The sequence below is a fragment of the Pantoea ananatis LMG 2665 genome, assembly GCF_000710035.2.
Lineage (GTDB): Bacteria > Pseudomonadota > Gammaproteobacteria > Enterobacterales > Enterobacteriaceae > Pantoea > Pantoea ananatis.
The window spans coordinates 86,680-108,155 of the sequence record NZ_JMJJ01000008.1; the positions used below are offsets into that span (position 1 = coordinate 86,680).

General features: G+C 53.0%; 17 protein-coding genes. 11 read left to right on the top strand and 6 right to left on the bottom strand.

All coding sequences use genetic code 11. The features are described 5' to 3' along the window. Positions 1 to 620: 620 nt before the first annotated feature. Positions 621 to 1,283, top strand: coding sequence for an oligosaccharide flippase family protein (locus EL29_RS17850; RefSeq protein ID WP_024471407.1), 663 nt, complete (start codon positions 621 to 623; stop codon positions 1,281 to 1,283). 456 nt (positions 1,284 to 1,739) lie between these two features. Further along, on the top strand, positions 1,740 to 2,357 hold the full coding sequence (locus EL29_RS17855) for a trimeric intracellular cation channel family protein (protein WP_013027768.1): 618 nt from the start codon (positions 1,740 to 1,742) through the stop codon (positions 2,355 to 2,357). Here the strand turns inward: EL29_RS17855 and ligB are convergent. Then, positions 2,271 to 4,040: an NAD-dependent DNA ligase LigB gene (ligB, locus tag EL29_RS17860; protein ID WP_019105386.1), complete on the bottom strand. Its 1,770-nt coding sequence runs from the start codon at positions 4,038 to 4,040 to the stop codon at positions 2,271 to 2,273. The two genes, EL29_RS17855 and ligB, sit on opposite strands and share 87 nt — an antisense overlap. Positions 4,041 to 4,280: 240 nt before the next feature. Here ligB and gmk point away from each other — a divergent pair, with 240 nt between their 5' ends. The 7 genes from gmk (at position 4,281) to EL29_RS17895 (ending at position 13,398) form a co-directional block, all read left to right on the top strand. Beyond that, the gene (gene gmk / locus EL29_RS17865; protein WP_014332998.1) at positions 4,281 to 4,904 is read left to right on the top strand and encodes a guanylate kinase; all 624 of its coding nucleotides are present in this window, start codon (positions 4,281 to 4,283) and stop codon (positions 4,902 to 4,904) included. 54 nt (positions 4,905 to 4,958) lie between these two features. After that, entirely contained in the window at positions 4,959 to 5,234 is a 276-nt protein-coding gene (gene rpoZ / locus EL29_RS17870) for a DNA-directed RNA polymerase subunit omega (RefSeq protein WP_003851346.1), read from the top strand. Positions 5,235 to 5,254: 20 nt separating this feature from the next. Further along, the gene (gene spoT / locus EL29_RS17875) at positions 5,255 to 7,363 is read left to right on the top strand and encodes a bifunctional GTP diphosphokinase/guanosine-3',5'-bis pyrophosphate 3'-pyrophosphohydrolase (protein WP_013027771.1); all 2,109 of its coding nucleotides are present in this window, start codon (positions 5,255 to 5,257) and stop codon (positions 7,361 to 7,363) included. Between the two features lie 3 nt (positions 7,364 to 7,366). After that, the gene (gene trmH, locus EL29_RS17880) at positions 7,367 to 8,068 is read left to right on the top strand and encodes a tRNA (guanosine(18)-2'-O)-methyltransferase TrmH (protein WP_014332997.1); all 702 of its coding nucleotides are present in this window, start codon (positions 7,367 to 7,369) and stop codon (positions 8,066 to 8,068) included. After that, positions 8,065 to 10,143, top strand: coding sequence for an ATP-dependent DNA helicase RecG (recG, locus tag EL29_RS17885; RefSeq protein ID WP_028715918.1), 2,079 nt, complete (start codon positions 8,065 to 8,067; stop codon positions 10,141 to 10,143). The genes trmH and recG overlap by 4 nt, the downstream gene beginning before the upstream one ends. An 84-nt stretch (positions 10,144 to 10,227) precedes the next feature. Further along, positions 10,228 to 11,607, top strand: coding sequence for a nucleobase:cation symporter-2 family protein (locus EL29_RS17890; RefSeq protein ID WP_014332996.1), 1,380 nt, complete (start codon positions 10,228 to 10,230; stop codon positions 11,605 to 11,607). Between the two features lie 111 nt (positions 11,608 to 11,718). Further along, a complete protein-coding gene (locus EL29_RS17895) occupies positions 11,719 to 13,398 on the top strand; it encodes an AsmA family protein (protein ID WP_028715919.1) in 1,680 nt (559 codons plus the stop codon). Positions 13,399 to 13,431: 33 nt separating this feature from the next. Here EL29_RS17895 and fabY read toward each other — a convergent pair whose 3' ends face one another. The 5 genes from fabY to typA all read right to left on the bottom strand — a co-directional run bounded on the left by fabY (position 13,432) and on the right by typA (position 18,390). Then, positions 13,432 to 14,379 (bottom strand): fatty acid biosynthesis protein FabY, encoded by a 948-nt coding sequence (gene fabY, locus EL29_RS17900; RefSeq protein ID WP_026020958.1) that lies wholly within the window; start codon positions 14,377 to 14,379, stop codon positions 13,432 to 13,434. 59 nt (positions 14,380 to 14,438) lie between these two features. Then, the gene (gene dtd, locus EL29_RS17905) at positions 14,439 to 14,876 is read right to left on the bottom strand and encodes a D-aminoacyl-tRNA deacylase (RefSeq protein WP_013027777.1); all 438 of its coding nucleotides are present in this window, start codon (positions 14,874 to 14,876) and stop codon (positions 14,439 to 14,441) included. Further along, a complete protein-coding gene (locus tag EL29_RS17910) occupies positions 14,873 to 15,742 on the bottom strand; it encodes a virulence factor BrkB family protein (RefSeq protein ID WP_013027778.1) in 870 nt (289 codons plus the stop codon). The genes dtd and EL29_RS17910 overlap by 4 nt, the downstream gene beginning before the upstream one ends. Positions 15,743 to 15,745: 3 nt before the next feature. Then, positions 15,746 to 16,342, bottom strand: coding sequence for a glucose-1-phosphatase (gene yihX / locus EL29_RS17915; protein WP_028715920.1), 597 nt, complete (start codon positions 16,340 to 16,342; stop codon positions 15,746 to 15,748). Between the two features lie 224 nt (positions 16,343 to 16,566). Further along, positions 16,567 to 18,390 (bottom strand): ribosome-dependent GTPase TypA, encoded by a 1,824-nt coding sequence (typA, locus tag EL29_RS17920; protein WP_014332992.1) that lies wholly within the window; start codon positions 18,388 to 18,390, stop codon positions 16,567 to 16,569. A gap of 432 nt (positions 18,391 to 18,822) precedes the next feature. Between typA and glnA the strand changes: the two genes are divergently transcribed. Both glnA and glnL read left to right on the top strand, forming a co-directional pair. Beyond that, positions 18,823 to 20,232, top strand: a complete 1,410-nt coding sequence (gene glnA, locus EL29_RS17925) for a glutamate--ammonia ligase (RefSeq protein WP_014332991.1) — start codon at positions 18,823 to 18,825, stop codon at positions 20,230 to 20,232. A 193-nt stretch (positions 20,233 to 20,425) separates the two neighbouring features. After that, entirely contained in the window at positions 20,426 to 21,475 is a 1,050-nt protein-coding gene (gene glnL, locus EL29_RS17930) for a nitrogen regulation protein NR(II) (RefSeq protein WP_024471403.1), read from the top strand. Position 21,476 lies beyond the last annotated feature (1 nt).

Consider the following 21,476-nt stretch of genomic DNA (forward strand, 5'->3'; position numbering starts at 1 on the left):
CGAATTTGCCAGTACAGCGGTTGAGTCATTCTTACGCTCCGGTTTTTTATGTTCAGAATGTTTAAGTATTTACCCCTCACGCGCGTAACAAACGTGTTTATGCTTTGCTGCTGCTTAAGCATTTTAAAGCGGAAAAATCCTGGCTCACGCTTTCACAGCGTGCCTATGTACAGTGTTTAAAAGCCTTTTTTATTCCACACTCTTTTATGCTGGATAGTCACACCGAATTCTGGCACAAATAAATATGTAGATTTTATCTGTCAGTCAAAAAACATCATGCAGTTACTCAATATTAACGCCTATCTCAAATCGCATATCAGATTTTCCTTATGATGTTATTTCTAATAAAAAGCGCTATAAATCACCTACACACAGCAATACTTATATAACGAAATAACAAAGGCGTTCAGTAATGTTCATTATGGCATCATGAATGTTATAATTATGAATGACGTCTGGATAATTAAAACAACAACAGGGATTCAGCATCACCAGGGGAAATATGCGCGCTATAGATCCGTTCGCGACAGCATCAGCTTGACCGTTAATATAACCTGTATAAACAGACCAAACGCTAAGCCAGGATTTCACCTCCGCTTACCACTATAATTATTTACACGATGGAAAAAACCATGGCTATACGTAAAATAAATATTATTGACGCTAAATGGCCCTTTCTTTCATCAATAAAAATCTTAAGCATTGGCGTGTTGCAACTTTCCCTGCTGGGTAAATTCCTGCAGGCAGAAGCATTCAATTTTCTGGCTGTCGTGATTGCCGGCCTTTTGGTCATAGATACACTGGCGGATCGCGGTTTTTCAAACAAAGTGATTCGCTATTCTCCCCTCTCCGACAATACGTTGTCTGTCATATATTGGGGGAATGTGTTAATGGGCCTCCTCATTTTTTCTGCGCTTTTTATTTCCGGCATTGTTGCCGATCATCTTTTTAACCAGCCAGAGATTACCATGATGCTGGAGATGGCAGCGGTCATCTTTATTATCATCCCTCAGGGTCAACATTACCGCGCGATCTTGCAGCGCGAAAAGCAGTATTCCGATATCGCTTTTTGTGAAATATCATCCGTATTCGTTGGACTGATCATTACGCTGCTGACTGTGTGGAGCACGCCTTCAGTGTTATGCGCGTTATGGGGCTATCTGGCAATGATTTCAGTAAGGATGCTGGCTTACTGCTGTTATGGCCGGGTCTGGTTTCAACCCGAGTATCAATTTAATCTGAAAACCTTTTTCCAGGTTTGTATCAGGAACGTACCGCGATAAGAAGGTATTTGGACTTCAGGCATCTGAAAAAAGGGCTTCACGTGCTGCCAGTCAGCACGTTTTTTTGAGAACACACAGCCCTTTCCGTTATTGGTTATTCCTGCGGATTCTGTCCTGCTTTTCACCGGCTTCTGCATGCGGGCTGCCATTCACCCAACAGGGTTTCACCCTGCATGGCTTTCTTGCGTTGTTTCCTTTCCCTGTTTAGACCAACATAATGTCATGGCAGAGAGCAAGATCAGGGCAATGCGTCAGCGCCCCCTGGCGTGTCTGGATTAAAACCAATAAAAAATTTCATCTCTACTGGTGTCTTCCCCCATGCACCTTATTGATTATTAATGTCTTATCCAGAACGGGATAATTTTTACTAATACTTTTAACGTAACTAACAGAAAATCTCAGTCGCGCCGTGCTCTTCAGTGGCGTAGCCTTGCCGCCGTCTTCCTGGAGCCTGCTATGTTACTTACTGTTCTCTATATCATTGGTATCACCGCTGAAGCGATGACGGGTGCACTTGCCGCCGGCCGTCGTAAAATGGACCTGTTTGGCGTGATCATTATTGCTTCTGTGACCGCGATAGGCGGGGGTTCAGTACGCGATATTCTGCTTGGCCATTATCCACTGGGTTGGGTAAAGCATCCTGAGTACATCATGATCGTCGCCGCGGCTGCCGTGGTGACCACCTTTGCCGCGCCGTTGATGACACATCTGCGCAAGGTATTTCTGGTTCTGGATGCGCTGGGTCTGGTGGTGTTCTCCATCATTGGCGCTCAGGTTGCGCTGGATTCAGGTCATGCCATGATCATTGCCGCGATAAGTGCCGTCATCACCGGCGTATTTGGTGGGGTTTTGCGTGATATGTTTTGTAATCGTATCCCGCTGGTTTTTCAAAAAGAGCTTTACGCCGGTATCGCTTTCGCTTCTGGCTGGATGTACATCCTGCTACTGAAAACGCCTCTGGCACATGAGCTGGTGATCATCATCACCTTACTTTTCGGTTTCTTTGCCCGCCTGCTGGCACTGCGGTTTCGACTCGGCTTGCCCATCTTCAATTATCCCCACCCTGAACACTGATGATGCCGGGATGCCCTGCTGCTGCAAAAAGGTAATCAACTTCCGCAGCCCGGCATCCTGAAATTGTGCGGCAATGCGTTCAGCACGCCTTGCGCCCACGCCGGGCAGCGCTTGCCAGGTTTGCACATCACGAGCCAGCAAGGGTTCCCACTCTTTATCGGCCAGGGCGCGAAGTGCCTTTTGGGGCAACGCGATGCCCAATGCGTTAACCCAGCGACGCAAAGGTTGCTGGCGGGTCAATTCGAACCTATGCCAGATTTGCTGTGCTCTTTCAGAGGAGATGCCTGCTGCAGCGGCAATCTGTTCTGGCGTAATCGTCAGCCAGGAAAACAGGTGCGTAATACAACCGGTATCCAGTAGTCGCTGCCAGGTGCTGCGCTGAACGCCGGGAATATTCAGCACGAACTTTTGACTCAGCCAGCTCAGGCGAGCCAGTAACTGGCGATGGCAATCCGGCGTTAACGTATAACAACTCAGATGAGTGAAGTGCTCAGAACCCGGTGGCTCAGGGTAATCACGCTGCGCCACGCGCCAGATAACGCGCTCCAGCCGGGGAATTCCCTGTCCTGCCAGGCTAACCGTCACCTGATCTCCCGCGATGACATCCTTCTCTCGCCAGCGTTTTAACGACCCTATGTTGACACGCCTGACGGTTTTGTCATCAAGCTGAACGGGCTGAATATTCAGTACGACCGCCACCTTTCCCGTTCGTCCTATTGAGAAATCTACGGATCGTACCTCACTGCTCACCTCCGGTGGCTGGTATTTCCAGGCGATGGCCCACTCACCCTCACCGGGCTGCCAGTACTTTCCTGCCGGGCGGGCAGCCTGGTGCACAACAATACCGTCGGTAACAAAAGGCAAGGGCGCGTGAAACCAGCGCTCGCGCCAGCTTGCCGCATCCTCTTCATCCTGAACGGGTTGAGTCCAGTGGCTGGCGAGGTCAAAGCCCCATGAGCTCAACCGGGCCAGACGTTCAGGCATACTCGCCGGCCCGTCAGGCCAACTCCAGATAAAAATACCCAGTTGTGCCAGCAGCGGCGAGTCAGCCTGGCTCATCATTGCCCCTGCCACACGGGCTCTGGCATTCCTGCCGCCGTCCACAGCCTGCTGATGACCGGTCATCCTCAAAAAAAGCTCGCCCTGCAGTACGATGCTGCCTTGCTGACTGTCGATAACCGATGGAATGGCAGGAATATTACGGGCTTTCGCCAGCCACTGCTCGCCGTGTAACCCATCGCCGCGGCTGATTAGCGAGACCAGTTTTCCCTGTCGATAGATCAGGGAGACGGCAACGCCATCGATTTTTGGTTGTACCCAAAGATCGTTTCGTGCCTGCATCCAGTAACCCAGCGCACGTTTATCCCGTACTTTTTTAACGCCGGTGTGCGCAACGGGATGCCACTGCGTACCGTCCTCAGGCAAGGCAGGCACATATTCATCCGCAGCCTGAGTAAAACAGCGCTGCCAGTGGTTAAGCCGCTGCTGCAAGCTATCGTAGTCTGCGTCACTAACCAGCGAGCGCCCTTGCTGGAAATACGCCTTATCCCACTGCCGAAGTTGCTGTTGCAAATGCGCGATCTCACTGACGGCACGCGCTGACGTCCAGGCGGGGCACAAAGCCGCAAGGGAAGAAAACGTGCTAAATATCAGTAGCAGCCCAACAATAAACATCCCTCTCATCCGTCACCTCCTGATTTTGAACCATTCAATCTCTGAACATCAGGCTGAGCCAGCCCTGTTCCGGTGTTCTGGAACGGGTTAGGCGAACAAAGAGTTGTGTTTTCAGCTGCTGCAGGCTGGGCTACGTAGCATGTCGCATAAACTTTTCGCTTTGAGGATGGCGCAAACGCTGCGTGGGGCGGGGAAGCTGTGTATACTGTGCAGGAAACCGACTCCGCACTTAATCAATTCAAGAAAATCATGGCCCAAGGTACGCTCTATATTGTTTCTGCGCCCAGTGGTGCAGGAAAATCCAGTCTGATTCAGGCACTGTTAAAAACGCAGCCGCTGTATGATACGCAAGTGTCTGTTTCCCATACCACCCGTGGTATGCGTCCGGGCGAAGCGCATGGTGAACATTACTTCTTTGTTCAACAGCATGAGTTCGAAAAAATGATCGCGGAAGATGCTTTTCTGGAGCACGCGAAAGTTTTCGACAACTATTACGGCACCTCGCGTAAGGCAATTGAACAGGTCCTGGCGACCGGCGTGGACGTTTTTCTTGATATTGACTGGCAGGGCGCGCAGCAAATTCGCGCTAAGATGCCAGAAGCGCGCAGCATATTTGTCTTGCCGCCTTCGAAAGAAGAACTGGATCGTCGCCTGCGTGGTCGCGGTCAGGACAGCGAAGAGGTCATTGCGCGTCGGATGGCACAGGCCGTGGCAGAAATGAGCCACTACGCCGAATACGACTATTTAATTGTGAATGATGATTTTGATCTGGCGTTATCGGATCTGAAAACCATTATTCGCGCAGAACGTCTGCGCATGGCCCGTCAGAAAGCGCGCCATGATGCTTTAATCAGCAAACTGTTGGCAGTCTGAACCCAGTTTCAGTATGATGCCGAGTCATTTCTTCATCTGTGGAGTAGCACACCTATGGCACGCGTAACCGTTCAGGACGCAGTAGAAAAAGTTGGTAATCGTTTTGACCTGGTGTTGGTCGCTGCACGTCGTGCACGTCAGATGCAGGTAGGCGGAAAAGATCCGCTGGTTCCGGAAGAGAACGATAAACCTACCGTTATCGCACTGCGCGAAATCGAAGAAGGTTTGGTCACCAATCAGATTTTAGATGTGCGTGATCGTCAGGAGCAGCAAGAGCAGGAAGCCGCTGAGTTACAGGCCGTTACCGCTATCGCTGAAGGTCGTCGTTAACAGCTAGCTGCAGGTCAACCTTGTATCTGTTTGAAAGTCTCAATCAACTGATTGAACAATACTTGCCTGAGGACCAGATTAAGCGCCTCAAGCAAGCTTATCTTGTGTCACGTGATGCCCACGAGGGACAGACACGCTCCAGCGGCGAGCCTTACATCACCCATCCTGTTGCAGTAGCCTGTATTCTGGCAGAAATGAAGCTCGACCATGAAACGCTCATGGCCGCGCTTTTGCACGATGTTATTGAAGACACGCCAGCCACCTATCAGGATATGGAACAGCTGTTTGGCAAGAGCGTTGCCGAACTGGTTGAAGGCGTTTCAAAGCTGGATAAGCTGAAATTCCGTGACAAGAAAGAGGCGCAGGCAGAGAACTTCCGCAAGATGATTATGGCAATGGTGCAGGATATCCGTGTCATTCTCATCAAGCTGGCTGACCGTACCCACAACATGCGAACGCTCGGGTCGTTACGTCCCGATAAACGTCGTCGCATCGCGCTCGAAACGCTGGAAATATACAGTCCACTGGCGCACCGCCTGGGTATTCATCACCTAAAAACAGAACTGGAAGAGCTCGGTTTTGAAGCGCTCTATCCCAATCGTTTTCGGGTGATTAAAGAGGTCGTGAAAGCGGCCCGCGGCAACCGTAAAGAGATGATTCAAAAAATCCTCTCTGAAATCGATGGCCGCCTGCAGGAAGCCGGTATCCCCTGCCGGGTAAGTGGGCGCGAAAAGCACCTTTACTCTATCTACCGCAAAATGACGCTCAAAGAGCAGCGTTTTCACTCGATCATGGATATCTATGCCTTTCGCGTTATCGTCAAAGATTTAGATACCTGTTATCGCGTGCTGGGTCAGATGCACAGCTTGTACAAGCCGCGTCCGGGCCGGGTAAAAGACTATATTGCAATCCCCAAAGCTAACGGCTATCAATCTTTGCATACCTCGATGATCGGGCCACATGGCGTACCGGTTGAGGTGCAAATCCGTACCGAAGATATGGATCAGATGGCTGAAATGGGGGTTGCCGCGCACTGGGCCTATAAGCAGGCAGGCGAAAGCGGTACCACGGCGCAAATCCGCGCTCAGCGTTGGCTGCAAAGCCTGCTTGAACTGCAACAGAGCGCCGGCAGTTCATTTGAATTCATCGAAAGCGTGAAATCCGATCTCTTCCCGGATGAGATCTACGTCTTTACGCCAGAAGGCCGTATCGTCGAACTGCCGACAGGCTCCACGCCGGTCGATTTCGCCTACGCGGTACATACCGATATTGGTCATGCTTGTGTAGGCGCGCGCGTTGATCGTCAGCCTTATCCGCTGTCTCAGACGCTCACCAGCGGCCAAACTATCGAGATCATCACCGCGCCCGGCGCGCGTCCTAACGCCGCCTGGCTCAACTTCGTGGTCAGTTCCAAAGCTCGCGCTAAGATCCGTCAGCTACTGAAAAACCTCAAGCGCGAAGACTCGGTAAACCTGGGACGTCGCCTGCTCAGCCATGCAATGGGCGGCAGTCGTAAACTGGCGGAAGTACCGGCTGAAAACATCAAGCATGAGCTTGATCGCATGAAACTGACGTCACTGGACGATCTGTTAGCGGAAATCGGTCTGGGTAATGCAATGAGCGTGGTCGTGGCCAAGAACCTGCTCCAGACCGACACCAGCACGCTCAGCAATAACAAAAAACAAGGCAAGCTGCCCATCAAAGGTGCAGACGGTGTGCTGATTACCTTTGCGAAATGCTGTCGCCCTATTCCTGGCGATCCCATTGTCGCTCACGTCAGCCCCGGTAAAGGCCTGGTTGTTCACCATGAATCCTGTCGAAATATTCGCGGCTACCAAAAAGAGCCAGAAAAATTCATGCCGGTAGAGTGGGATAAAGTCACCGAACAGGAGTTTGTGGCTGAGATCAAGGTGGATATGTTTAACCACCAGGGTGCACTGGCTAATCTCACGGCAGCCATTAATACCGCCGGATCCAATATTCAGAGTCTGAATACCGAAGAGCGCGATGGCCGCGTTTACAGTGCCTTTATCCGTCTGACCGCACGCGATCGCGTCCACCTGGCGAATATCATGCGTAAGATTCGTGTGATGCCGGATGTGATCAAAGTTCACCGCAACCGTAACTAGTGCATGAATCCTCAACGCTTTGCTCGTATCCAGGAAATGCTGGCCCTGCGCCAGCACGACCTTACCGTCTGCATGGAGCAGGTGCATAAGCCTCATAACGTTTCCGCTGTCATTCGTACCGCCGACGCGGTGGGGATTCATGAGGTCCATGCCGTATGGCCCAGCCAGCGCATGCGCACTCAGGCGTCGGCATCAGCCGGCAGTAACAGTTGGGTGAACGTGGTAACGCATCGCTCAATCAACGACGCCATTAGCCATCTTAAAACGCAAAACATGCAGATACTGGCGACCAACCTCTCTGCTGACGCCGTGGATTTTCGTGAGATTGATTACACCAAACCCACCTGCATTTTGATGGGGCAGGAAAAAACCGGTATTACTGATGAAGCTCTGGCGTTGGCCGATCGTCATATCATTATTCCGATGGTCGGTATGGTTCAGTCACTCAACGTTTCCGTTGCATCTGCCCTGATTCTTTATGAAGCGCAGCGCCAGCGTCAAAATGCCGGTATGTATCAACGTCAGGCCAGCCTTTTAGCCCCGGAAGAGCAACAGCGCCTGCTGTTTGAGGGCGGCTATCCCGTTCTGGCCCGCGTGGCAAAGCACAAGCGCATGCCGTATCCTTATATCAATGCTCAGGGCGAGATAGAAGCCGATGAAACCTGGTGGGCAACGATGCAATCTACAGGCAGAAGTAAGAAATGAAAGGCCGTCTGCTGGATGCCATCCCGCTCAGTACCCTGACCGGCGTCGGCGCCAGTCAGGCGGCAAAGCTGGCTAAAATTGGCCTGCATACCATTCAGGATTTACTGCTTCACCTTCCCCTGCGTTATGAAGATCGTACCCAACTTTATGCCATTAATGACCTGTTACCGGGCATTTGGGCAACTGTTGAAGGCGATGTCCTGCATACCGAGATTACTTTTGGCCGCCGGCGCATGATGGTGTGCCAAATCAGTGACGGCAGCGGCGTGCTGAGCATGCGCTTCTTCAACTTTAATGCCGGGATGAAAAACAGCCTCGCGCCGGGCAGACGTGTCACCGCCTATGGTGAAATAAAACGTGGCCAGCGCGGTGCAGAAATCATTCATCCGGAATACCGTGTACAGGGCGAGCACAGCACTGTGACGCTGGAAGAAACCCTGACGCCCGTTTATCCCACAACTGATGGCATTCGTCAGGCGACGATGCGCAACCTTACCGACCAGGCGTTAACTTTGCTGGAAAACTGCCCGATTACGGAACTGTTGCCGCAGGCGTTAAGCGGCGGACTGATCAGCCTGCCCGAGGCCTTACATACGCTGCATCGGCCACCGCCAGATGTGAAACTCAGCGAACTTGAAAGCGGGCACCATCCTGCGCAGCGCAGGCTGATTCTGGAAGAACTGCTGGCGCATAACCTGAGTATGTTGGCGGTTCGGGCTGGCGCACAGCGCCATTATGCTCTGCCCATGCCTGCCCGGCATACATTGAGTGACCAGTTACTGGCCGCTCTGCCTTTTTCACCCACTTCTGCCCAAAAACGCGTGGTCGCCGAGATTGAGAAAGACCTGGCCAATGACTTCCCCATGTTGCGATTGGTCCAGGGAGACGTCGGCTCAGGAAAAACGTTAGTTGCCGCCCTCGCCGCCCTGAACGTTATTGCTCACGGCAAACAGGTGGCGATGATGGCACCGACAGAGTTGCTGGCCGAACAGCATGCAATCAATTTTCGTCAATGGCTCGCGCCACTGGGTCTGGAAGTCGGCTGGCTGGCAGGTAAACAAAAAGGCAAAGCGCGTCAGGCGCAGCAGGATGCCATCGCGAGCGGTAGTGTCGCCATGGTCGTTGGCACACATGCACTGTTTCAGGAGCAGGTGAAGTTCAACGGGCTGGCGCTGGTGATTATTGATGAGCAACACCGGTTTGGTGTTCATCAACGGCTCGCGCTATGGGAAAAGGGGGAGGAGCAGGGCTTTCATCCCCATCAGCTGATCATGACCGCCACTCCCATTCCGCGCACGCTGGCCATGACCGCCTATGCCGATCTGGATACATCAACCATTGACGAATTGCCGCCAGGCAGGACGCCGGTCACGACCGTTGCCATTCCGGACAGCCGTCGCAGTGAGATTATTGAGCGCGTACAAAAGGCCTGTCACGAGGGCCGTCAGGCTTACTGGGTCTGTACGTTGATTGAAGAATCGGACCTGCTGGAAGCCCAGGCGGCAGAAGCCACATGGGAAGAACTCAACGTGGCGCTGCCTGATTTGCGGGTGGGACTGGTGCATGGTCGTATGAAACCGGCGGAAAAGCTGGCAGTCATGCAGGCTTTCAAAGCGAACGAGATCCAGCTGTTAATCGCTACTACCGTAATTGAAGTCGGCGTGGACGTGCCAAACGCCAGCCTGATGATTATTGAAAACCCGGAACGGCTTGGGCTGGCTCAGCTGCACCAGCTACGCGGACGCGTGGGACGGGGTGCGGTTGCCTCTCACTGTGTGCTGCTGTACAAAGCGCCGCTGAGCAAAACGGCGCAGAAGCGTTTGCAGGTGCTACGCGACAGCAACGACGGCTTTGTGATTGCCCAACACGATCTGGAGATTCGGGGGCCGGGTGAACTGTTGGGAACGCGCCAGACCGGTAATGCTGAGTTTAAGGTTGCCGATCTCCTGCGCGATCAGGCCATGATTCCTGAAGTTCAACGCGTCGCACGGCATATCCACCAGCACTATCCTGAACAGGCACAGGCCCTAATCGAGCGCTGGCTGCCGGAAACCGGCCGCTACAGCAACGCCTGACACTTTTTTTGCCACCGTTAGCAAACGTTTGCTTTTGAGCCGTTGCAGATTACAATCGCCTCACTTTTTTTGGGAACCGTTACAATGTCGACCAATCAGCAGCCAGCCTCCTCATCCGTCAGTAAAAGTGAACTGATCTACCGCCTGGAAGATCGCCCGCCGCTTGCGCAAACCCTGTTTGCAGCCGGTCAGCATTTGCTGGCCATGTTCGTTGCGGTGATTACGCCCGCGCTGCTCATCTGCCAGGCATTGGGTTTACCGGCGCAGGACACACAGCACATCATCAGCATGTCCCTGTTTGCCTCTGGCGTAGCCTCAGTGCTGCAAATTAAAACGTGGGGGCCGGTTGGCTCAGGTTTGCTGTCTATTCAGGGCACCAGCTTTAACTTTGTCACACCGCTGATTATGGGTGGGATGGCGCTGAAGAACGGCGGCGCAGATGTGCCCACGATGATGGCGGCGCTGTTTGGAACGCTGATGGTCGCATCCTGCACGGAAATGGTACTCTCACGGGTGCTGCACCTGGCTCGCCGTATCATCACGCCCCTGGTGTCCGGTATTGTCGTAATGATCATTGGGTTATCGCTTATTCAGGTTGGCCTCACCTCCGTCGGCGGCGGCTTTGCCGCCATGAACGATCACAGTTTCGGCGCACCGAAAAACCTGCTGCTGGCCGGCGTCGTTCTGGTCGTGATTATCCTTCTGAACCGTCAAAAAAATCCTTATCTCCGCGTTGCCTCCCTGGTGATTGCAATGGCGGTGGGCTACCTGCTGGCCTGGGCGATGAATATGCTGCCATCCATCAGCACACCGGCCGATCAGCCGATCGTTGCGTTGCCGACTCCGCTTTATTACGGTCTGGGTTTTGACTGGAATCTGCTCATCCCGCTCATGCTGGTGTTTATGGTGACCTCACTGGAAACGATTGGTGATATCACCGCAACCTCAGATGTATCGGAACAACCGGTGAGCGGCCCCATCTATATGAAGCGCCTGAAAGGCGGCGTGCTCGCTAACGGCCTGAACTCCTTTGTCTCTGCCCTGTTTAATACCTTTCCTAACTCCTGTTTTGGGCAGAATAACGGCGTTATCCAGCTGACCGGCGTTGCCAGCCGCTATGTTGGTTTTGTTGTAGCGCTGATGCTTATCCTGCTGGGTCTGTTTCCGGCGGTGAGTGGACTGGTGCAGCATATTCCTGAGCCGGTTCTGGGCGGCGCAACTATCGTGATGTTTGGTACCATCGCCGCATCCGGCGTACGTATTGTCTCCAGAGAGCCGCTCAACCGGCGTGCAATCATGATTATCGCCCTCTCACTGGCCGCAGGACTTGGCGTGTCACAGCAACCGCTGATTTTGCAGTTTGCACCGGACTGGTTGAAAACCTTACTGTCTTCCGGCATTGCCGCAGGGGGCATCACAGCGATTGTGCTTAATCTCGTCTTTCCACCGGAAAAGTCGTTTTAAGGCAGGCTGCGGCCTGCCTGCTATTTATGCTGATTTACATCCAGGCGGTTGAGCTATAACGATAATTCAGGCATAACAACCTTTCAGCGGACTGAACCCGGGAAGGATACGATGAAATTTATAGGAAAGTTTTTCCTTACCTTATTGTTACTACTACTGTTTGCGTTAGTGGTGCTGTATGTACTGCTGCAAACACAGTGGGGCGCGGGCTGGTTTAGCCGTTGGGTGAGCGACAAAACGGAATGGCATCTGTCGCTGAGCAAAATCGAACATAACTTTTCATCACCTACACACATTATTCTGGATGACTTCAGTTTTGGCCATGACGGACAACCGGCCGTGCTGGTCGCCAAACGCGTCGATCTTGGCATCGCCCTGATGCAGTTCAGCGATCCCTTCCATTTTGCCAGCATAGAGCTCCGTGACGGTGAGGTTAACCTGACCAATCTGGCCAGGAATAGCGCCTTACCCGTGCAGGCCGATCGCCTGCAACTGAACAACATGCGCATCGACAGTCCCGCTTCCGTTTTACCGCTTTCCGCACTGCAGGTGAATGGCGGCATTCTGCCGTGGAAACCCTTGCCCGACGATGTGCTGGGTAGAGATGCACAGTTCCAGATGAGTGCAGGCAAGATGACGCTCAATAGCGTGGCAGGTGAAAACGTGCTGATTCAGGGCAACGTGTCCCAGGGCCGTATGACGTTTAGCAACATCGGCGCGGATTTAGCCCGGGGCTCGATGACCGGTAACGGAGAGCGCGATGCGCAGGGAAACTGGAAGATCAATCAGCTCCGCCTGAACGATATCCGTTTGCAAACCGCCAGCTCGCTTGTCGATTTCCTGAAGCCGTTTGAAGAGGTGCCCTCAGTTACGCTGAACCGCGTCGATATTACCGATGCCCGGCTGCAGGGCCCTGACTGGGCGGTAACCGATCTCGATCTGACATTGAAAAATATCAGTTGGAAAGGCCGGGACTGGCAGAGTCAGGATGGCTCACTGGCGATGAACGCAGGCAACTTTATCAATGGCAAATTCGAGCTCAACGATCCCATTATCAATATGGACTTCTCGCCACAGGGGATTGCCCTGACCCAGTTCAGCTCACGCTGGGCCAACGGCGTGATCCGGGCTGACGGTAACTGGTCACGTAACGACAGACGCTTAACACTGAATAACCTGGCCGTCGCGGGCCTGGAATATACGCTGCCACAGAATTGGCGGGCGTTATGGCAGGATCCCCTTCCTGACTGGCTGGATGGGATTACCGTGACCCGTTTCACCTCAAACCGCAATTTGATTATCGACATCAATCCTGCGTTTCCTTTCCAGCTTACCTCACTGGATGGCAATGGTGAGAATCTGCAGTTGGCCCGCCAGCATCAATGGGGGATCTGGTCAGGGAAACTGAGCCTGAATGCAGCGGAATCGACTTTTAACCGTACGGATTTACGCCATCCGTCCATTGCGCTGGAGGCTGACGATCGGCAGATCAGGGTGACGGAACTCAGCGCGTTTAGCGCTAAGGGTTTACTGGAAGGCACGGCAACCGTGGGTCAGCAAACCGACCGCCCGGTTAGCCTTAACCTGACTGGTCGCGGCGTGCCCGTCAATGTCTTGCAAAACTGGGGCTGGCCCGCCCTTCCTCTGGAAGGCGACAGCAATTTCCAGCTGCGCCTGAATGCCTCCCTGAAGGCCGATCAGCCGCTGGCACCGTCAGTTAACGCCACGCTGTCGGTGAATACAGACAGCCAGCAACTGCAGCAGACCATGCAGGCAGGTCAGGTCAGGTAAAAACACACAGGGCCGCAATCGCGGCCCTGTCGTTTAATTGATGCGCGCCCCTGAGCCGCCCTCTTCGAGCGGTCCGTCCGGATCCACAGGCAACACGATGTACACGGCTTCAAATACCGCACCACACTCATCATCACCGAATAGCTGCACGTCCAGTTGAACACGGGCTTTGCGACCCCGTGCCAGGCGATCGAGATCGCCACTCAGTGAGCCAAGGTCGGCAATAGCACCCGGCCTGCCGGTGATCGGACGGCTATAGCGAATATGCGCATCGGCCAGAATAATGGTGCCACCGAGATGGCGCTCACGCAGCAGCAGCCAGATCAGCCCCCAGCCGGTAAGCGTGGCCAGCGAAAACAGGCTTCCGGCAAACAAGGTATGATGCGGGTTTTGATTACCTGTTTCCGGCATGGTGGTAATAAATTTTTGCCCGGTATATTGCAGAATCCGCACGCCCATTTTTTCACTCAGGGGGATGTGCTCGTACCAGGCCTGCTGTAGCTGCCCGCACCAGTCCGCGCGGTGTAAGATATCATCCAGCGTAACAACCGGCTTAATCATTAGAAAGTGGCGCACCGGTGTGGTCTGTGGAGCGGTAATTTCGCCCTGATTGACATATCCGAGCTTGGCAAAGAACGCCACCGCATCCTCACGCGCACTGCACGTCACACGTTTGACGCCTTCCTGACGCGCAACCGATTCCAGCGTCATCGCCACCAGCGTGCCCAGGCCTTTCCCCTGAACGGTTGGGTGTACGGCTAAAAAACGGATCGCCGCCTCATTATCCGCATTGATGTAAAGTCGCCCCACCGCAACGGGTTTACCCTGCTCATCCACCACCATTTGATGATGCGCTAACGCATCCCAGGCATCACGTTCAGAACCCTGGGGTTGATGCAGCGGCTTTCGTAACATTTCCCAGCGGAACTGATAATAGACATCCAGCTCTTCCGCCGTTTGTGGCACACGAAGATGATACATAAAATGTTTCTCTCGGTCTGATGCGGGATGGCGGAGGTTTAGCCGCGCGGTATGCGGCGTCATACCTGTAACCAGAATGTCACTGGCCCGTCGTTGACCAGCGCGACCTGCATATCCGCGGCGAAACGGCCATTCGCGGTCATCACGTCATGGCGACGGCAACACGCGCTGAAATAGTCATACAGCCGTTCTGCTTCTTGTGGCTCAGCCCCGCCGGAAAATGAGGGGCGCATGCCCTTTTGCGTATCGGCAGCCAGCGTAAACTGAGACACCACCAGCACACTGCCGCCCGCCTGTTTGACGTTCAGGTTCATCTTGCCCTGGTCGTCACTAAAAATACGATAGCCCAGCACGCGCTCCGCCAGCCGCTCGGCGCGCTTGTCATCATCACCTTTTTCAACGCCCAACAGTATTAACAATCCCTGTCCGATTTCACCCACAACAGCGTTATCAATACTGACGCTGGCACGCTGAACGCGTTGAATTAAAGCAATCATCCGTCCTCTCGTTCTTTTTCTCTTTCCTGCCGTTTGAACTGGCGGTAGTCATCTAAGGTCACGGTAATTTCCGCACCGAGAAGTACGATACACCAGGTCCAGTAAACCCACAGGAATAAAATGGGGATCACCGCCAGCACACCATAAATCAGCTGGTAAGACGGGAACATCGTAACATAGAGCGCAAAGCCCTTTTTCCCCAGCTCAAACAACAGTCCGGCGACCAGCGCCCCCGTCAACGCATCGCGCGAAGGAACCCGCTGTGTCGGGACAATACTGTATAACAGCCAAAACGACAGCCACGATAAGAGCAGCGGAAAGAAACGCAGCATCTGATCGACCAGGCTGGTTACGCCCGTCACGTTGATCCATTTCAGCGACAGCAGATAAGAGCTGATGGCTAAACTGGCACCCGCCAGCAAGGGCCCGAGCGTTAATATCATCCAGTAAACCGCAAAGGAATAGACCAGCGGCCGCTTTTTGTCGCTGCGCCAGATCGCATTCAGCGCCGAATCCACGGAATGCATGAGCAACAGCGCCGTTACGATCAACCCCACCGCGCCCACGGCCGTCATCCGGTGCACGTTTGCCACAAACTGCTCAAGGTAACGTTGCAGCGTGTTACCCGCAGCGGGCATGAAGTTGGTAAAAATAAAGTTCTTAAGCTGTACGCTAATATCAGAGAACACAGGAAACGCAGCAAACAGCGCAAAGACCACGGCAATCAACGGCACCAGCGCCAGTAACGAGACAAAGGCCAGGTTGCCTGCCTGCGTCGTCATGGCATCATTATCAATGCGCTTCCACAGCAGCTTAAGCCACAACCAGAACGCATGAAGCCCGGGGCGAAAATGACGTAACTTCATGGCTTAATGCTGACCTGCAAACCAGTCCGGCACGGTTGTGCTGTCGGTTACCAGCACGCTGTTAATTCCCAGCGCCCGCGCGCCCTCAATATTCGCGGCATTGTCATCGAAGAACACGGCCTGATCGGCGCTCACCCCTTCAGCATCTAACACATGCTGATAGATTCTCGCTTCAGGTTTACGCATGCCCAGCTCCTGTGACAGGTAGAACTTGTCAGCCGCCTGCTGTACGTCAGGATATTGCGTTGGCCAGAAGGTACAGTGCAGGGTGTTGGTGTTGGAGAGAATCACCACCCGATGTCCCGCCTGTCTTAGCTGGTGCATTACGGCCAGCGTCTCCGGCCGGACACCCACAAAAACCGCCTGCCAGCCTGCCGCGAACTGTTCATAGCTCAGCGCGATATCCAGCTTCTCACACAGGGCTTCTGCAAAGGCCTCATCACTGATTTCGCCGCGCTCATGCTGTTCAAATGCGTCATCCATATGGAAGTGGCTTTGAAGCGAGGCCAGCGGCACGCGGCTGAGGTCACTCCAGACGCCCAGTACGCGGTTAAAGTCGATATCGATAATCACATTGCCCAAATCAAAGATATACAGCATGGTGCCTCCTCGGGTTCCCTGGATCATTCACTCTAGCGGTAAAAGCGCAGCCTGAACAGGCAGCCTGGACGAGAAAAACAGAAACAGTAAATTAAGGCACGACGACACAACGTTGAAAGGGCGGAGAGAAGAAGTTACGGGCTGGTTTAGGGTAGATTTAACTCTGGGTAGCAATCGCGCAGGAAAAAAAAAGCCCCGTTTAAACGGGGCTTCCTACAGCGCAGTTATGCGTCTTTACCGCCGCGTGAAGCACGCTTACGGTCGTTTTCAGTCAGGTGACGTTTACGGATACGCACTGACTGAGGGGTCACTTCGACCAGTTCGTCATCATCAATGAACTCGATAGCCTGCTCAAGTGTCATTTTGATAGGTGGAACCAGCGTCGTCGCTTCGTCAGTACCGGAAGCACGCATGTTAGTCAGCTTCTTACCGGTCAGGCAGTTTACAGTCAGGTCGTTAGAACGACTGTGAATACCGATGATCTGGCCTTCATAAACTTCTGCACCGTGACCCAGGAACAGCTTGCCGCGATCCTGCAGACCGAACAGGGCGAACGCAACCGCTTTACCCTGACCGTTAGAGATCAGCACGCCGTTCTGACGCTGGCCCACTTCGCCCGCACGAATATCATCGTAGTGACTGAAGGTGGAGTACAGCAGACCGGTACCTGAGGTCATGGTCATAAATTCGTTACGGAAACCGATCAGGCCACGGCTTGGGATCACGTAGTCAAGACGTACGCGGCCCTTGCCATCTGGATCCATGTTTTTCAGGTCGCCTTTACGCTCGCCCATGGCTTGCATGACTGAACCCTGATGCGTTTCTTCGATATCCAGCGTCACGTTCTCGAAAGGCTCTTGCTTACGGCCTTCGAATTCGCGGAAGATAACTTTCGGACGGGATACCGCCAGTTCGAAACCTTCACGACGCATGTTCTCGATCAGAACAGACAGGTGCAGCTCACCACGGCCCGATACGCGGAACGCGTCAGCATCTTCGGTTTCTTCAACACGCAGTGCTACGTTGTGAACCAGTTCTTTGTTCAGACGCTCAAGGATCTGACGAGACGTCACGTACTTACCTTCTTTACCGCAGAACGGAGAGGTGTTGACGTTAAAGAACATGGTAACCGTTGGCTCATCCACGCTCAGTGCTGGCAGCGCCTGCACGTTCTGCGGATCACAAATGGTGTCAGAAATGTTCAGCTCGCCCAGACCGGTAATCGCAATGATATCGCCTGCTTCTGCCAGGTCGCTGTCAATACGCTCCAGGCCCAGGTGAGTCAGCACTTTACCGACTTTACCGTTACGGGTTTTACCTTCGCTATCAATGATAGTGACTTGCTGGTTAGGCTTCACTTTACCGCGCTTGATGCGGCCGATACCGATAACGCCCAGGTAGTTGTTGTAGTCCAGCTGAGAGATTTGCATCTGCAGCGGGGCATCCGCTTCAACCTGTGGAGGCGATACATGGTCGACAATAGCCTGATACAGCGGGGTCATATCGTCAGCCATGTCTGTGTGCTCAAGACCGGCAATACCATTCAGCGCCGAGGCGAAAATGATAGGGAAGTCGAGCTGCTCGTCAGTCGCATCCAGGTTAACGAACAGGTCAAATACCTGATCAACAACCCAATCAGGACGCGCGCCAGGACGGTCAACTTTGTTGATAACCACAATCGGCTTCAAACCATGCGCGAACGCTTTTTTGGTTACGAAGCGGGTTTGCGGCATAGGGCCATCCATCGCATCTACAACCAACAGTACCGAATCCACCATAGACATTACGCGTTCAACTTCACCACCGAAGTCGGCGTGTCCTGGGGTATCAACGATGTTGATACGGTAGTCGTTCCATTTAATGGCGGTATTTTTTGCGAGGATGGTAATCCCACGCTCTTTCTCCAAATCATTGGAGTCCATCACGCGCTCGGTGGCTTCAGTACGGGCATCGAAAGTACCGGACTGTTGCAGCAGTTTATCAACCAGGGTGGTCTTTCCATGGTCAACGTGCGCGATGATGGCGATGTTACGCAAATTTTCGATCACAGCTTTTTTGCCTCAGGCATTAGAAATAACGCGGTATTGTACACGGATTAAGCGGGAGACTGAACACGATCACACTTTTCACTGAAAGTTTATTGCATTGTCGCAAAATCGCACTAATAGGCGTGCAAAATTTGCACTGTGTCGATGTTTTGCACCAAAAAAGTGCTCACTTTCAACCCAACCGCACACAAACAGTGCAATGCAACTATCATGGTGCATGACCTTTATGACAAAAAGGTGCATGACAGCGCGATTTTGTGCAAAGAAATAAAGTTGGCACAGAATTCGCTTTGTATTATCCAGATGAAAACGATGTAAGACAACGGTTACAGAGCTGGTCAGGATCAGATTCAGGAAAGACAGTTAACAGTCGTCTATTCCGTAACCCGGTTCTCGCCATGTAGACAATGACCATTTCCAGGAGAGTTGAGTATGTCCGCTGAACACGTTCTCTCGATGATGAACGAGCATGAAGTTAAGTTTGTTGACCTGCGTTTTACCGATACCAAAGGTAAAGAACAGCACGTTACTATTCCGGCTCACCAGGTTAACGCTGACTTCTTCGAAGAAGGCAAGATGTTCGATGGCTCTTCCATCGGCGGCTGGAAAGGCATTAACGAATCAGACATGGTGCTGATGCCGGATGCAACCACGGCGGTAATGGATCCTTTCTTTGAAGATTCTACCCTGATCATTCGTTGCGACATTCTTGAGCCAGGCACCATGCAGGGCTATGACCGCGATCCACGTTCTATCGCTAAGCGCGCGGAAGATTACCTGCGTTCTTCAGGCATTGCGGATACCGTTCTGTTTGGCCCAGAGCCAGAGTTCTTCCTGTTTGACGATATTCGTTTTGGTTCTTCAACTTCGGGTTCTCATGTTGCTATCGACGATATCGAAGCAGCCTGGAACACCGGCAAAGAATACGAAGGCGGCAACAAAGGCCACCGTCCAGGCCTGAAAGGCGGTTACTTCCCGGTTCCACCGGTTGACTCATCACAGGACATCCGTTCTGCCATGTGTCTGACCATGGAGCAAATGGGTCTGGTTGTTGAAGCCCATCACCATGAAGTTGCAACAGCAGGTCAGAACGAAGTGGCTACCCGCTTCAATACCATGACCAAAAAAGCTGACGAAATTCAGATCTACAAATATGTCGTTCACAACGTGGCTCATGCCTACGGCAAAACGGCGACCTTTATGCCAAAACCGATGTTTGGTGATAATGGTTCCGGTATGCACTGCCATATGTCGCTGTCTAAAGGCGGTCAGAACCTGTTCTCTGGTGATAAGTACGGCGGCCTGTCTGAAATGGCGCTGTTCTACATTGGCGGCATCATCAAGCATGCTAAAGCTATTAACGCCCTGGCGAACCCAACCACCAACTCCTACAAGCGTCTGGTGCCGGGTTATGAAGCGCCGGTGATGCTGGCCTATTCAGCGCGTAACCGTTCAGCCTCAATCCGTATCCCGGTTGTTGCCAGCCCGAAAGCACGTCGTATTGAAGCGCGCTTCCCGGATCCAGCGGCTAACCCATACCTGGCGTTTACCGCACTGCTGATGGCGGGTCTTGATGGCATCATCAACAAGATCCATCCTGGCGATGCGATGGACAAAAACCTGTATGACCTGCCACCGGAAGAAGAAGCTGAAATTCCAAAAGTTGCAGGTTCACTGGAAGAAGCGCTGATTGCCCTGAACGAAGACCGCGAGTTCCTGACCCGTGGCGGCGTGTTCACTGATGACGCGATCGATGCCTATATCGAACTGCGTAAATCCGAAAACGATCGTGTGCGAATGACGCCGCACCCGGTTGAGTTCGAACTGTACTACAGCGTTTAATTTCAGAATAAGCAAATGGGTGCCGCAGACAGATCTTGCAAAGGCGGCACCGATAGTCTGAAACGTTTTTTTGTTGCCGTGGAAACTTTAGCCCATCTTCGGATGGGCTTTTTTCTCCGCGAATTCATCGTTCATTCGCTTTAATTCCGGCTTAAAGATTACAATGCACTAAATCAGTGCAGAGGAACGCTGTATGGCAACTGCCTCACTGCCCGATGCCGGGCAGATTCTCAATACCTTAATCAACAGTATTTTGTTGGTGGATAACGATTTGGTTATTCACTACGCCAACCCCGCGGCACAGCAATTACTGGCGCAAAGCTCGCGTAAATTATTCGGCACGCCGTTACCTGAACTGACCGGCTACTTTTCGCTGAATGTCGAGGTAATGCGCGAGAGTCTTGAGGCGGGCCAGGGCTTTACGGACAGTGAAGTTACCCTGGTGGTCGATGGTCGGGCACATATTATGTCGCTGACAGCGCAGCGCTTGCCTGATGGCCTGATTTTGCTGGAAATGGCGCCCATGGATAATCAACGTCGCCTGAGCCAGGAACAACTCCAGCATGCTCAGCAGGTTGCGGCACGCGATCTGGTGCGTGGGCTGGCTCATGAGATTAAAAATCCGTTAGGCGGACTGCGCGGTGCGGCCCAGCTGCTGTCTCGCGCCCTGCCCGATCCCGCGCTGAATGAATATACCAAAGTCATTATTGAACAGGCCGATCGCCTGCGGAATCTGGTGGATCGCTTATTAGGGCCGCAACAGCCCGGGATGCACATTACCCAGAGTATTCATCAGGTCTCCGAACGGGTGGTCAACCTGGTCTCGATGGAGCTGCCAGAAAATGTGTCTCTGGTCCGCGATTACGATCCCAGCCTGCCGGAGTTGCCCCACGATCCCGACCAGATCGAACAGGTACTGCTGAATGTGGTGCGTAATGCGCTGCAGGCGCTGGGCGAGGACGGTGGCACGATAGTCATTCGCACCCGTACCGCCTTTCAGCTGACGCTGCACGGTACGCGGTATCGCCTGGTCGCCCGTATTGATATCGAAGATGACGGTCCCGGCATTCCGGCTCAGCTTCAGGATACGCTGTTTTATCCGATGGTAAGCGGACGTGAAGGCGGAACCGGTTTAGGTCTTTCTATTGCCCGTAGCCTGATTGATCAGCATTCAGGAAAAATTGAGTTTAACAGTTGGCCAGGTCATACCGAATTTTCGGTTTACCTGCCTATTCGCCAGTGAG